Source organism: Rhodococcus sp. CX (assembly GCF_015865005.1).
GTDB lineage: Bacteria > Actinomycetota > Actinomycetes > Mycobacteriales > Mycobacteriaceae > Rhodococcus.
Genome location: NZ_JADZGH010000273.1, coordinates 5,286 through 17,041 on the forward strand (window position 1 = coordinate 5,286; position 11,756 = coordinate 17,041).

Genomic DNA, 11,756 nt, shown 5'->3' on the forward strand with positions numbered 1-11,756 from the left:
CGGTCGTAGCAGGGGCCGCACATGCCCTTGGCGCGGATGGCGACAGTCCCAGGCCACATGCCCGGGTCCTCGCCCTGGTTCCGCATCGGTTTCCCGCATTGCTCGCAGCGGCGCTGGCACTTCACCGGCCCAGCGGCAACCTCTGCGGTGATGACAGGCTCGATGAGGCCGAGCATCTCAAGGAGCCGGCGTGCATCCTCGACGCTGCGGGCGTTGGCGGCGACGGTGCGGCGTGCCGGTTCGATGACGTACTCCGGCATCGTGGTGTCACCGAACTGCGCAGACTCAAGGATGTGGACGCTCTGTCGCTTCGCCATCAGGCCACCGCCTTCGGGCAACCGTCGCAGATGCCGTCTGCCCAACCGCAGCACCGCGTGCCCACGGGCTCGAAGGCTGTGGTTCCGCAGCCGATCTCGTGCTGAGGGAATCCCGGGGCCGTGCCTGCGCAGGTGCAGGTGCGGCGCTCGCGGTTCGTCGACCGGACCGGACTGTCGATGAAGATGGTCACGACGCCACCTCCGCGGCGAAGATCAGGGCACCGACTGCGCCACCGAAGGTGATCGCCCAGGCCCACACGGCGAGACCGATACGCGCCGGGCCAGGAGGAGTGTCGTCGCCCTTGTCCTCGTCGACGATCTCGAGTTCCCCGTCGTGGACAGCGAACACCTGCGTGAAGGTCTCGTGCGCGATCGGAGCGGGCTCGATGCCGGCGGCCTTGAGTTCGGCGTCGGTGAGAGGCCGGGTGAGGATCGACATGTCAGGCCCCCTTCGCCATCTCGACCGGAGCCGACTCGACGAAACGATTGCGGGCGTTCAGCAATGCAGTCGCCAGCTCAGGGCCATCGGCGTTGATCGCATGCCAGGCGCGCCCGTCGGTGTCGATCCAGATGTCGACGTGCTCGCCCGTGAAGCGGCCGTCGACGAGCAAGCGCACCGACCAGCTGCCGTTGCAGGTGAATCGCTGGATGGAGAGAACTCCGAAGTTGGTGCTGCGGGCGCCCACTCGGTAGTGGTCGATCAGCTCGCCGATCTCGACTTCGAGATCGTCTGAGGTAAGGTTGTAAGGCATCCGATTTCCTTCCAGGGTTTCGATGTCAGGCCGTCCCGCCGCATACGGGGCGGCCTTTTCCTTTGCTGGGCGCTTGTCGGTCGAGGTGCTCATCGGAGCGACTTCGTACGGGCGGGTAGCCTGCCGCTGCGCCATGCGATGGCATCAGAGGGCAGGATCATCCAGCGGCACTTGCGCTTTCCGTTTGGTCCGTCCGCCTGATAGGCGGGCAGATCGCCGCGCTGGCAGGCCTTGAGGACGGTGTTGTACGAGGGCGAGGTGTGGGTGCCGGGCCCCTGCCAGCCGAGCATCCGCGCGGTGTCCTCGATCGACAGCGGGATCTCGCGGGTGAGAGTCGACGTCACGTACTGCTCCTTTCGGTTGAGTGGATCGGAAGCTATGCAGCAGTGTTGCGAACAACGGGCAACACTTGGGGCACAAAAAGAGAGCCTGCGGGCGCATCGAGAACCCTTTCGATCGCGCGAGCGGTATGCGGCAAGCAGGTGTTCCTATGCCCGGACATCAGGTGGCCGATGAGGGACCGGGAGCACCCAGCAGGCTTGTCGCCGCGCATGGCCTTCGCCTTCTTGAGCTCCTTGTCCGTTGCCGCCGCAAGGGAACGGACCGTGAATCCGCGGTGCTCGACGTACTGGCTGAACGCCTTCGAGCTGATGAGCTTCACCCAGAACCTCCCGTCTGTGTAGTGCTGCATTTCCCCTGCCTTTCGAAGTGTAGACGGTTTGTTGTGCGTTGTGTGCGACAGTACAACATGTAGACGGGGGTGTCTACAAGTCGGGAGTCTGTCGAGGCACAGAAGCTCCAGGTTGTTGTCCGTTGTGCCAGGTAATTTGTAGACACGTTGTCTACACAAGAAGTTGGGCAACACCGACAGCTACAGGCAGGGTTCGTAGACGTGACGAAGAAACGAGCGGGACTACCGCCCCAATGGGAAGAAGTGTTCGCCGGCCGCAGCATGCGAAAGGTCGCCGAATCCGCGGGGATCTACGCCGACCGCGTGAGCCGATTCGTGAAGGGCGAGGGCGTCGAAGAGGGCACCGCCGAACTGATCGCGGATGCACTCGGCATCACCGTCAAGAAGGCATGGGAGCTCCGCGGCGAACCTGTCCGCGAGCCCTTCAAGCTCCCCCAGAAGGCGCACCGACTGTCACGTAGTCAACGAGAAGCGATCCTCCGCGTCATCGACGGAATGCTTGAAGGGCGTGACGACCAAGACGACACCAGGGGTGGAGACTTGCCCGCCGAGGATCCAGGCCTGCGCCTTGTCGACGATGAGCCCGAGGACGCTGAGGGACCTGAAGACGTCGAGGAGCCCGAGGGCTACGAGCTGGCGGCACGCAAGGGCGAGACGCGGGAACGGAAGCGCCGGCGACTGGAAGGCGAACCGTGGGATCACCCCGACCCGGACGGACCGGAGGATGGCGCTTAATCACCGCCATCTCCCGTGTAGCAACCTGCTACAAGATCAGCGTGTTACGTGGAAGTTACTTCGAACAAGTGTTCTAATCCCTCCATGTCCCGCCGCAAGTGGAATCCATGGAGGCATCTGCACCAACACTTTCCGCACGTTGACGTCCACTTCGTCGACCGCCCCACCCACGGAAATCTCGGCCGTCTCACCCGAGGCGGCATCGAGATCGACAAGACCAGCTCGCAGACAGAACGGCGCTCCACCCTCACGCACGAGATAAACCACCTCGAACGCGGGCCCGTACCCCCGCACCCGTTCTTCGCGGCCCGCGAGGAACACGTCGTCGAGGAGCTCACCGCCCGCCGGATGATCCGCCTGCCCGAGCTCGTCGACGCGCTCATGTGGTGCCAGGGGCGCGCCGACGACGAGGCCGCCGAGGAGCTGTGGGTCGACCACGACATCCTCCTGACCCGAATACGCACCCTGACCGCCGGCGAACGGAAGTGGGTCGAACGCCAGATCGCTCGCCGGACCAACTGAATGATCACCCCTGGAAGGAAGACCATGCGTAGATACGCGCTCGCCACCACACTCGCTGGGGCGCTCACGCTTACAGCTTGCTCGTCCGATGCCGAGCCCACTGCCACTCCTGCCAGCACCACAGCCACCGCCGTTGCGTCCGAAGCGGCCAATCCCAGCACGACCTCCGAACGTCCATCAACGACAGCCGTCAATACTGACGTCGCCGAATACTGGCTGCGCGAGGAGCGCGAGGGCTACCTCGTAATGATCGTCGCCCAGGACTACACAGATCAGCAGCTGCGCAACGCCTTTCAAGAAGTGCGACGTCTGTACAAGAGTTCTGACGTGGGCGGATGGCACGTCCAGGTCGACTGTGGGGACAGCCAGAAAGCAGAGGGCGGCGCGCGCCAAGCCAACGGCAAATTCGCCCTGGACTCACTGGGAGCAGCCCGCACTGGATTAACCGTCGGCGGATATGAATTCGAACCACTTCCCAATCGCGCTTCGTGCTCGCCGGCGCCGATCGCAGCATCCTCCATCGACATGAGCAATTGCAGCGACTACGCCGGGACCCCGGTTCCGGAACTCGAAGCTGTCACCTCGACCTTCCCGTCGCGAGAACATGTCAAGTTCGTCACCACCCAGACCCTCGAATGGAAAGAGGATCCGAGCATGGTGTCGGCCATCTTCTACATCTGCGCGCCCGAGCTGGACGGCGACGAGTTCAAAGACTTCGCGACGGAACTGGCAACCGCACTCCGGGTCACGCCGTACGCAGAGGCGGTGGGATCGATGTCGGTCTGGAACTTCCACGGCAAAGAGACTCTGGGAAAGATTCGCGTCGACCGGTACCAGGATTACAAGTTCGACGGCACGGGAGATCCTGCTGCTGTTCGGAGCGCTTGGCGAGAGCAGCCCTAACCGATGGCCACCGTCAAGTCGTACAGCACCACGAAAGGCACCCGCTACAAGGTCCGGTACATGAAACCGGACGGCAGCCAAGGCAGCAAGTCCGGATTCACCAACGCCGAGGCCGCCCGAGACTTCGCCTCCCGCATCGAGGTCCGCAAAGCCGACGGCGAGTACGTCGACCCCAGGGACGGACGCACGCTCGTCGCCGAGCTCGCGCCAGCCTGGCTTGCCGCCAAGAAGTCACGCCTAAAGCCATCGGCGTACGTCGGCCTCGATTCCGCCTGGCGCACACACGTCGAACCGCGGTGGGGAAACAAGCCGATCGCATCTATCGAGATCAGCGACGTCGAAGAGTGGATCGCCGACCTGGTCACCGAGATCCGCGACCCCAACGACCCCGACGTCGTCATCAAGAAGGCAGCCTCGGCCACCACCACGATCCGCGCCCACGCCGTGCTCGCAGGCATCCTCGACCGCGCAGTGCGGGACCGGAAGCTGGTGACGAACAAGGCCCGGAAGATCGAGAACCTGCCGCGCAAGCGCCCCAAGCGGAAGATCTATCTCACCCACGAACAGGTGGCGAAAATGGCGGGTGCCGCCGGGGACAAGTCGGCGTTGGTGCTGACGCTGGCGTACTGCGGACTGAGGTGGGGTGAGGCGATCGGACTTCGCGTCTGCGACCTCGACTTGCTGCGGCGCCGGCTGATCGTCTCCCGCAACGCGGTGGAGGTCGGGGCGAATGTGATGGTCGGGACGACGAAGTCGATGAAGGAACGGTCGATCCCAGTACCGAGGTTCCTCGTCGAGGACCTGGCGGCGCTGTGTGAGGGGAAGGACCGCCACGATCTCGTGTTCCCGGGAACCGACGGCGGGTTCATGCGCCGGCCGCGGCAACGGTCGTGGTTCCGGACCGCCGCGAAGGCCGCCGGGGTTCCCGAGCTGACCCCGCACGATCTACGTCACACAGCGGCATCGCTCGCGGTGTCGGCCGGCGCTCACGTCAAGGCGGTGCAGCGGATGCTCGGACACGCGTCCGCGGCCATGACACTCGACGTGTATGCCGACCTGTTCGACGACGATCTCGACCTCGTGGCGGACGCGTTGGACCGTGCGCGACGGGGTGCGATTTCGGCTTGACTGTCCGAAAACTGTCCGCCGCCGTTTGAGCGGTTCTGTCTGGAAGTAGAAAAATCACCCCTCACCTGCGTAAACAGGCAAGGGGCAATGGTGGGCGCGGAGGGTTTCGAACCCCCGACCGCTGGTGTGTAAAACCAGAGCTCTACCACTGAGCTACACGCCCCGACCTCCGGCGGAGTTCCGCCGGAGTCGACTCAGGACTCTAGCGCGGCGAGCGCCCTGGCCCAAGCTCCCTGGTCACGGGGCTCGCCGGGCTGGTTCTCCTCGGCGAAACGCACGATGCCGGCCTTGTCGATGACGAAGGTGCCGCGGTTCGCGAAGCCGAGCTTCTCGTTGAACACGCCGTATGCCTGCGCGACCTCACCGTGCGGCCAGAAGTCGGACAGCAGCGGGAACGTGTAGCCCTGCTCGGCGGACCAGATCTTGTGGGTGGGCGACGCACCGACCGAGACCGCGAGGATCGCGGTGTTGTCGTTCTCGAAGGTGGGCAGGTCGTCGCGCACCGCGCACAGCTCGCCCTGGCACACACCGGTGAACGCGAGCGGGTAGAACACCAGCAGCACGTTCTTCTTGCCGCGGAAGCTCGACAGCGACACTTCCTGGTTGTTCTGGTCCTTCAGGGTGAAATCGGGCGCCTCGGCGCCCACCTCGATAGCCATCGGGCAGTTCGATCCTTCGCTGTAGTGGAACTACTGGAGAGCGGAACTCAGCGTCGATGTGAGCGGAGCTCAGCGTCGATGTGAGCGGAGCTCAGCGTCGATGTGAGCGGAGCTCAGCGCTTCTGACGGGTAGCCTTCGGCTGCACCAGCCGGCTACCGGTCCAGTCGCCGAGGTTGGTGGCCGACGTCTGGGTCAGACCGGCGGTGGTCGCCGACTCGGCGATCTCGCTGGGCTCGACGTGGTCGGGGCGGCCGGTCTTCGGCGTCAGCACCCAGACGACCCCGTCGTCCGACAGCGGGCCGATCACGTCCATCAGGGTGTCGACGAGATCACCGTCGCTTTCCCGCCACCACAACAGGACCACGTCGACGACCTCGTCGGAGTCCTCGTCGAGCAGTTCGGAACCGGTGATGTCCTCGATGGCGACGCGGATCTCGTCGTCCACGTCCTCGTCCCAGCCGAGTTCCTGAACCACGTGGTCGTGGGTGATACCGAGCTTCTGAACGTAGTTCTTGGCGTCCGCCGCGGCGACCACGGTGGTTCCCTCCTTCTGGGTTGCCGGCGCCCGGTTGCCCGGAACGCCGGTGTGACGACGATTGCATCGATTGGTCAAAGCGAACATCGTTCGACCGCTCAGCGCAAGCCGAATCGCAACGAAAGACCTGAGTTTCTTTCCCCACGCTACTCCGCACGGACACCGCCCGTCCGGTTCGGGTGATTCGCCCTTCTCGTCCGCCCTGGGAGGAATAGGCCTACCGGCCGCTGCCCCGCGCGCTCGAATGGGGGAAGATGAGGGGTGCATCATGTTCAGATGTCGATGAGTCGGCTCCCACAAGAGCCGATCAACGGAGTGGGCGCCACACCTGCGCGCCCCACCACGATGAGGAGCAGACGTTGACAGACCTGATCCACGGACCTCAATCCCTAGACGGCGCCGACACACCGGGTGCCAAGGGATCGGGGCCCTCGCCGAGTTCGACAGGGCCGGCCACCGAGAGCCGCGTTCGCGTCATTCGCGAGGGTGTGGCCTCCTACCTCCCGGATATCGATCCGGCCGAGACCGCCGAGTGGCTCGAATCGTTCGACGGCATGCTCGACGCCGCCGGCCCCAGCCGCGCCCGCTACCTGATGCTGCGCATGCTCGAGCGCGCCGGTGAGCGCCACGTATCGATCCCCGCGCTGACCTCCACCGACTACGTCAACACCATTCCCACCGAGAGCGAACCGTGGTTCCCCGGTGACGAAGAAGTCGAGCGCCGTTTCCGCGCATACATCCGCTGGAACGCCGCGATCATGGTCACCCGCGCGCAGCGGCCGGGCATCGGCGTCGGCGGTCACATCTCCACCTACGCGTCCTCCGCCGCGCTCTACGAGGTCGGTTTCAACCACTTCTTCCGCGGCAAGGACCATCCGGGCGGCGGCGACCAGGTGTTCATCCAGGGCCACGCCTCCCCCGGCATCTACGCCCGCGCCTTCCTCGAGGGCCGCATCTCCACGGAGCGGATGGACGGATTCCGCCAGGAACACAGCCACGCGTCGCTGGGCGGCGGCCTGCCGTCGTACCCGCACCCGCGGCTGTTCCCGGAGTTCTGGGAGTTCCCGACGGTGTCGATGGGCCTCGGCCCGATGAACGCGATCTACCAGGCGCGGTTCAACCACTACCTGCACGACCGCGGTATCAAGGACACCTCCGACCAGCACGTGTGGGCGTTCCTCGGCGACGGCGAGATGGACGAGCCGGAATCGCGCGGCCTCGCGCACGTCGCCGCGACCGAGGGCCTGGACAACCTGACCTTCGTCGTCAACTGCAACCTGCAGCGCCTGGACGGCCCGGTGCGCGGCAACGGCAAGATCATCCAGGAGCTGGAGTCGTTCTTCCGCGGCGCCGGCTGGAACGTCATCAAGGTCGTGTGGGGTCGCGAGTGGGACGCGCTGCTCCACGCCGACAAGGACGGCGCGCTGGTCAACCTGATGAACGTCACCCCGGACGGCGACTACCAGACGTACAAAGCCAACGACGGCGCCTTCGTCCGTGAGCACTTCTTCGGCCGCGACCCGCGCACGAAGGAGCTGGTCAAGGACCTGACGGACCAGGAGATCTGGAACCTCAAGCGCGGCGGCCACGACTACCGCAAGATCTACGCCGCCTACAAGATGGCGATGGAGCACAAGGGTCAGCCGACGGTGATCCTCGCGCACACCATCAAGGGCTACACCCTCGGCAAGCACTTCGAGGGCCGCAACGCCACGCACCAGATGAAGAAGCTGACGCTCGAGGACCTCAAGTACTTCCGGGACCTGCAGCGCATCCCGATCTCGGACGCCGAACTCGAGGCGAACCCGAAGATGCCGCCGTACTACCACCCCGGCTTCGAGTCCCCCGAGATCCAGTACATGCTGGACCGGCGCCGTCAGCTGGGCGGGTTCCTGCCCGAGCGCCGCACCACCGCGGCACCGCTGAAGCTACCCGAGGCCAAGACCTACGACGTGGTGCGCAAGGGCTCGGGCAAGCAGCAGGTCGCCACCACCATGGCGCTCGTGCGCGTGCTCAAGGAACTGTTGCGCGACAAGGAGATCGGTCCGCGCATCGTGCCGATCATCCCCGACGAGGCCCGCACGTTCGGTATGGACTCGTGGTTCCCGTCGCTGAAGATCTACAACCGCAACGGCCAGCTGTACACGTCGGTGGATGCCGAACTCATGCTCGCCTACAAGGAGAGCGCGGTCGGCCAGATCCTGCACGAGGGCATCAACGAGGCCGGCTCGACCGCCTCGTTCACCGCGGTGGGCACGTCGTACGCCACCCACGGCGAACCGATGATCCCGGTGTACATCTTCTACTCGATGTTCGGGTTCCAGCGCACCGGCGACGGCCTCTGGGCCGCGGCCGACCAGATGGCCCGCGGCTTCGTGCTCGGCGCGACCGCCGGCCGGACGACGCTGACCGGTGAGGGTCTGCAGCACGCCGACGGCCACTCGCTGCTGCTCGCGTCCACCAACCCGGCGGCGGTCACCTACGATCCGGCGTTCTCCTACGAGATCGCCCACATCGTGCGCGACGGTCTGCGCCGCATGTACGGCGGAACCCCCGGCGTCGACGGGTTCGGCGGCGAGGACGTCTTCTACTACATCACCCTCTACAACGAGCCGTACGTACAGCCGGCCGAGCCCGCGAACCTCGACGTCGACGGGCTGCTCAAGGGCATGTACCTGTACCGGACCGGTGCGGCGTCCGGCCCGAAGGCGCAGATCCTCGCGTCGGGTGTGATCATGCCGGAGGCGCTGCGCGCCCAGGAGATGCTCGCCGAGGAGTGGGGCGTGTCCGCGGACGTGTGGTCGGTGACGTCGTGGGGCGAGCTGCGTCGCGACGGCATCGAGTGCGACCGCAAGGCGCTGCTCGATCCGGGCGCGGAGGCTCCGGTCCCCTACGTCGCGCGGGTGCTGTCCGACGCGGCCGGCCCGTTCGTCGCGGTGTCCGACTGGATGCGCGCGGTTCCGGACCAGATCCGGCAGTGGGTGCCCGGTGACTACACAGTGCTCGGCGCCGACGGCTTCGGATTCTCCGACACCCGTCCCGCCGCGCGCCGCGTGTTCAACATCGACGCCGAATCGACCGTCGTCGCGGTGCTCGCCGCGCTCGGCCGCGAGGGTGCCGTCGATCGGGCCCGGGCCGTCGAGGCCGCCGCGAAGTACAAGATCGACGACGTCACGGCCGCGCCGGAACAGACGTCGGATCCGGGCGTGGCCTGATCCGGCCCGTCCTGCAACGGGCGATCGGCCGCGGGCGTAGTTTCGTCCCATGGTCGAGGATTCCGCGTCACCGCGGTTGACACGTGCACCGGGCGCTCCCACAGGGCGCCCGGTGCCGCCCGCGCGTCCGGAACGCGCCCCGTTGCCCGACGCGCTGCTGCGGCGCGTCAAGCAGTTCTCCGGCCGGCTCTCCACCGAGGCCGTGCACGTGATGCAGGAACAGCTGCCGTTCTTCGCCGACCTCGACGCCTCGCAGCGGGCGACGGTGCAGCTGGTCATCCAGTCGTCGGTCGTCGATTTCATCGAGTGGGTGCGCGACCCGGAGAGCGACATCCGATTCAGCACCGACGCCTACCAGGTGATCCCGCAGGACCTGGCGCGGCGGCTGACGTTGCGGCAGACCGTCGACATGGTGCGGGCCGCGATGGAGTTCTTCGAGCAGTGGCTGCCGGCGCTCGCCCGCAACGAGCAGCAGCTCGTGGCCCTGACCGAGGCGATACTGCGGTACGGCCGCGAGCTGGGGTTCGCGGCCGCGTCGGTGTACGCGAGTGCCGCCGAATCGCGCGGCGCGTGGGACACCCGGCTCGAGGCGCTGGTCGTCGACGCCGTGGTGCGCGGCGACACCGGTGCGGACATGCAGTCGCGCGCGGCGACCCTGAACTGGGACGCGACCGCCCCCGCGACGGTGATCGTGGGAACTCCCCCGCCGGACGAGAACGTGTCGGTGGTGACGACGGTGCACACCATCGCGCAGCAGCACGGTCGCGCGGCCCTGGCGGTCGTGCAGGGTGAGCGGCTCGTGATGGTGGTCAGCGGGATCCTGCACGGCACGCCGGAGGCGGCGGCGTTCCGTGACGAATTGATGCGCGCGTTCTCGGACGACGCGGTCGTCATCGGTCCGACCACCCCGACGCTGGGATCGGCGCACGTCTCGGCGGTCGAGGCGATGGCCGCGATGGAGGCGGTGGCCGGATGGCCCGGCGCTCCACGCCCGGTGCACGCGGCGGAGTTGCTGCCCGAGCGTGCCCTGCTGGGCGACGCGGCGGCGATCGAGGCGCTCGAGGACTACATCGTCGGGCCCCTGGCGGCGGCCGGTCCGGCGCTGTCGAACACGCTCGACGCATATCTCGACAGTGGGGGTGCTGTCGAGACCTGCGCACGAAAGCTGTTTGTTCATCCAAATACTGTCCGGTACCGGTTGAAGCGAATCACAGAAGTGACCGGCCGGGACCCCACGAATCCCCGTGATGCGTACGTTCTCCGAATCGCCGCAACAGTGGGTCGTTTGGCTCGAAGCCATAACAAACTCCGAACTCAGTCACCACCGGTCACACGATTCACATTTCGCGATTCGGGCACGTAACACACACAGCCGGTCGATCGATAGTCACGGTCGACATGGGCTTTTGTAGAGATCCTACAAATCCCTGCTCGAGACTTCATTCCAGCCGACATCTCGAGGAGGCCTTTGCAGGGTGTTCCCTGATCTTCGTGATTTCGCTGCTCGCCCCCGGTCAGGGCTCCCAGACACCCGGCATGCTCGCCCCATGGTTGGAGCAGCCCGGCGCCCGCGATCGCATCCAGGTCTGGTCGAAGGCGGCCGGGCTCGACCTCGAACGTCTCGGCACCACCGCCACCGCCGAGGAGATCACCGACACGGCGGTCACCCAGCCCCTCGTCGTCGCCACGGCGCTGCTCGCCTTCGAGGAACTCGACGCCCGCGGCCTCATCCCGGCCGGCGTGGTCGTCGCAGGGCACTCGGTCGGTGAACTCGCTGCGGCCGCGATCGCCGGCGTCATCACCGCCGACGAAGCCGTCTCGCTCGCCGCGATCCGCGGCGCCGAAATGGCCCAGGCCTGCGCCGTCGAGCCGACCGGCATGTCCGCGGTCCTCGGTGGCGCGGAGGACGAGGTCCTCGCCCGGCTCGCCGAGCTGGACCTGGCCCCGGCCAACGTGAACGCCGCCGGACAGATCGTCGCCGCCGGCCGCATCTCGGCGCTCGAGGAACTGGCCGCGAACCCGCCCGAGAAGGCACGGATCCGGCAGCTGCCGGTCGCCGGCGCCTTCCACACCCGATTCATGGCGCCCGCCCAGGAGGCGGTCGCCGACGCCGCGGCGAAGATCGTTCCCAGCGAACCGACCCGCACCCTGCTGTCCAACTTCGACGGCGCACCCGTTGTGTCCGGAGCGGACGCACTCTCCAAGCTGGCCGCACAGGTGACCCGGCCTGTGCGGTGGGACCTGTGCACCGCGCATCTGCGCACCGCCCAGGTCTCGGCCGTCGTGGAACTCCCCCCG

Annotated in this window: 14 protein-coding genes and 1 tRNA gene; 7 read left to right on the top strand and 8 right to left on the bottom strand. The window is 66.5% G+C overall.

Annotated features, from left to right (window positions below; all coding sequences use genetic code 11):
• The 5 genes from I0Q12_RS30920 to I0Q12_RS30940 all read right to left on the bottom strand — a co-directional run.
• Positions 1–317 (bottom strand): hypothetical protein (locus I0Q12_RS30920; RefSeq protein WP_197257794.1); only part of this gene is annotated, 317 nt, incomplete at its 3' end.
• Between the two features lie 187 nt (positions 318–504).
• Positions 505–756: a hypothetical protein gene (locus I0Q12_RS30925; protein ID WP_197257796.1), complete on the bottom strand. Its 252-nt coding sequence runs from the start codon at positions 754–756 to the stop codon at positions 505–507.
• A 1-nt stretch (position 757) separates the two neighbouring features.
• Positions 758–1,162: a hypothetical protein gene (locus tag I0Q12_RS30930; protein ID WP_197257798.1), complete on the bottom strand. Its 405-nt coding sequence runs from the start codon at positions 1,160–1,162 to the stop codon at positions 758–760.
• Positions 1,159–1,413 (bottom strand): hypothetical protein, encoded by a 255-nt coding sequence (locus I0Q12_RS30935; protein WP_197257800.1) that lies wholly within the window; start codon positions 1,411–1,413, stop codon positions 1,159–1,161. The genes I0Q12_RS30930 and I0Q12_RS30935 overlap by 4 nt, the downstream gene beginning before the upstream one ends.
• A 32-nt stretch (positions 1,414–1,445) precedes the next feature.
• Positions 1,446–1,730 carry a hypothetical protein gene (locus tag I0Q12_RS30940; RefSeq protein ID WP_197257802.1) on the bottom strand — a complete coding sequence of 95 codons (285 nt, stop codon included), beginning with the start codon at positions 1,728–1,730 and terminating at the stop codon, positions 1,446–1,448.
• A 291-nt stretch (positions 1,731–2,021) separates the two neighbouring features.
• Here I0Q12_RS30940 and I0Q12_RS30945 point away from each other — a divergent pair, with 291 nt between their 5' ends.
• The 4 genes from I0Q12_RS30945 (at position 2,022) to I0Q12_RS30960 (ending at position 5,048) form a co-directional block, all read left to right on the top strand.
• Positions 2,022–2,495: a hypothetical protein gene (locus tag I0Q12_RS30945; RefSeq protein ID WP_197257803.1), complete on the top strand. Its 474-nt coding sequence runs from the start codon at positions 2,022–2,024 to the stop codon at positions 2,493–2,495.
• Positions 2,496–2,579: 84 nt separating this feature from the next.
• A complete protein-coding gene (locus I0Q12_RS30950) occupies positions 2,580–3,017 on the top strand; it encodes a hypothetical protein (RefSeq protein ID WP_197257805.1) in 438 nt (145 codons plus the stop codon).
• A 24-nt stretch (positions 3,018–3,041) separates the two neighbouring features.
• Positions 3,042–3,920, top strand: coding sequence for a hypothetical protein (locus I0Q12_RS30955; protein WP_197257807.1), 879 nt, complete (start codon positions 3,042–3,044; stop codon positions 3,918–3,920).
• A gap of 3 nt (positions 3,921–3,923) precedes the next feature.
• The gene (locus I0Q12_RS30960) at positions 3,924–5,048 is read left to right on the top strand and encodes a site-specific integrase (RefSeq protein WP_197257809.1); all 1,125 of its coding nucleotides are present in this window, start codon (positions 3,924–3,926) and stop codon (positions 5,046–5,048) included.
• Positions 5,049–5,136: 88 nt separating this feature from the next.
• Here I0Q12_RS30960 and I0Q12_RS30965 read toward each other — a convergent pair.
• The 3 genes from I0Q12_RS30965 to I0Q12_RS30975 all read right to left on the bottom strand — a co-directional run bounded on the left by I0Q12_RS30965 (position 5,137) and on the right by I0Q12_RS30975 (position 6,243).
• A tRNA-Val gene (locus I0Q12_RS30965) sits at positions 5,137–5,211 on the bottom strand.
• 31 nt (positions 5,212–5,242) lie between these two features.
• Positions 5,243–5,707, bottom strand: a complete 465-nt coding sequence (locus I0Q12_RS30970) for a peroxiredoxin (RefSeq protein ID WP_197257811.1) — start codon at positions 5,705–5,707, stop codon at positions 5,243–5,245.
• Positions 5,708–5,820: 113 nt separating this feature from the next.
• Positions 5,821–6,243 carry a DUF3052 domain-containing protein gene (locus I0Q12_RS30975; RefSeq protein WP_197257813.1) on the bottom strand — a complete coding sequence of 141 codons (423 nt, stop codon included), beginning with the start codon at positions 6,241–6,243 and terminating at the stop codon, positions 5,821–5,823.
• A gap of 359 nt (positions 6,244–6,602) precedes the next feature.
• On the opposite strand from I0Q12_RS30975, the gene aceE reads away from it, so the two are divergent.
• From aceE to I0Q12_RS30990, 3 genes are all read left to right on the top strand, one after another.
• A complete protein-coding gene (gene aceE, locus I0Q12_RS30980) occupies positions 6,603–9,458 on the top strand; it encodes a pyruvate dehydrogenase (acetyl-transferring), homodimeric type (protein ID WP_197257815.1) in 2,856 nt (951 codons plus the stop codon).
• A 49-nt stretch (positions 9,459–9,507) separates the two neighbouring features.
• Positions 9,508–10,821, top strand: coding sequence for a CdaR family transcriptional regulator (locus I0Q12_RS30985; RefSeq protein ID WP_197257817.1), 1,314 nt, complete (start codon positions 9,508–9,510; stop codon positions 10,819–10,821).
• Positions 10,822–10,949: 128 nt separating this feature from the next.
• The coding region (locus I0Q12_RS30990; protein WP_307846664.1) for an ACP S-malonyltransferase at positions 10,950–11,756 on the top strand (807 nt) is incomplete at its 3' end.

Excerpts from the sequence above, each read along its gene's own strand:
- I0Q12_RS30925 (WP_197257796.1), bottom strand. The coding sequence starts at position 756 with ATGTCGATCCTCACCCGGCCTCTCACCGACGCCGAACTCAAGGCCGCC.
- I0Q12_RS30930 (WP_197257798.1), bottom strand. The coding sequence starts at position 1,162 with ATGAGCACCTCGACCGACAAGCGCCCAGCAAAGGAAAAGGCCGCCCCG.
- I0Q12_RS30945 (WP_197257803.1), top strand. The coding sequence starts at position 2,022 with ATGCGAAAGGTCGCCGAATCCGCGGGGATCTACGCCGACCGCGTGAGC.
- I0Q12_RS30950 (WP_197257805.1), top strand. The coding sequence starts at position 2,580 with ATGTCCCGCCGCAAGTGGAATCCATGGAGGCATCTGCACCAACACTTT.
- I0Q12_RS30955 (WP_197257807.1), top strand. The coding sequence starts at position 3,042 with ATGCGTAGATACGCGCTCGCCACCACACTCGCTGGGGCGCTCACGCTT.
- I0Q12_RS30960 (WP_197257809.1), top strand. The coding sequence starts at position 3,924 with ATGGCCACCGTCAAGTCGTACAGCACCACGAAAGGCACCCGCTACAAG.
- I0Q12_RS30970 (WP_197257811.1), bottom strand. The coding sequence starts at position 5,707 with ATGGCTATCGAGGTGGGCGCCGAGGCGCCCGATTTCACCCTGAAGGAC.
- I0Q12_RS30985 (WP_197257817.1), top strand. The coding sequence starts at position 9,508 with ATGGTCGAGGATTCCGCGTCACCGCGGTTGACACGTGCACCGGGCGCT.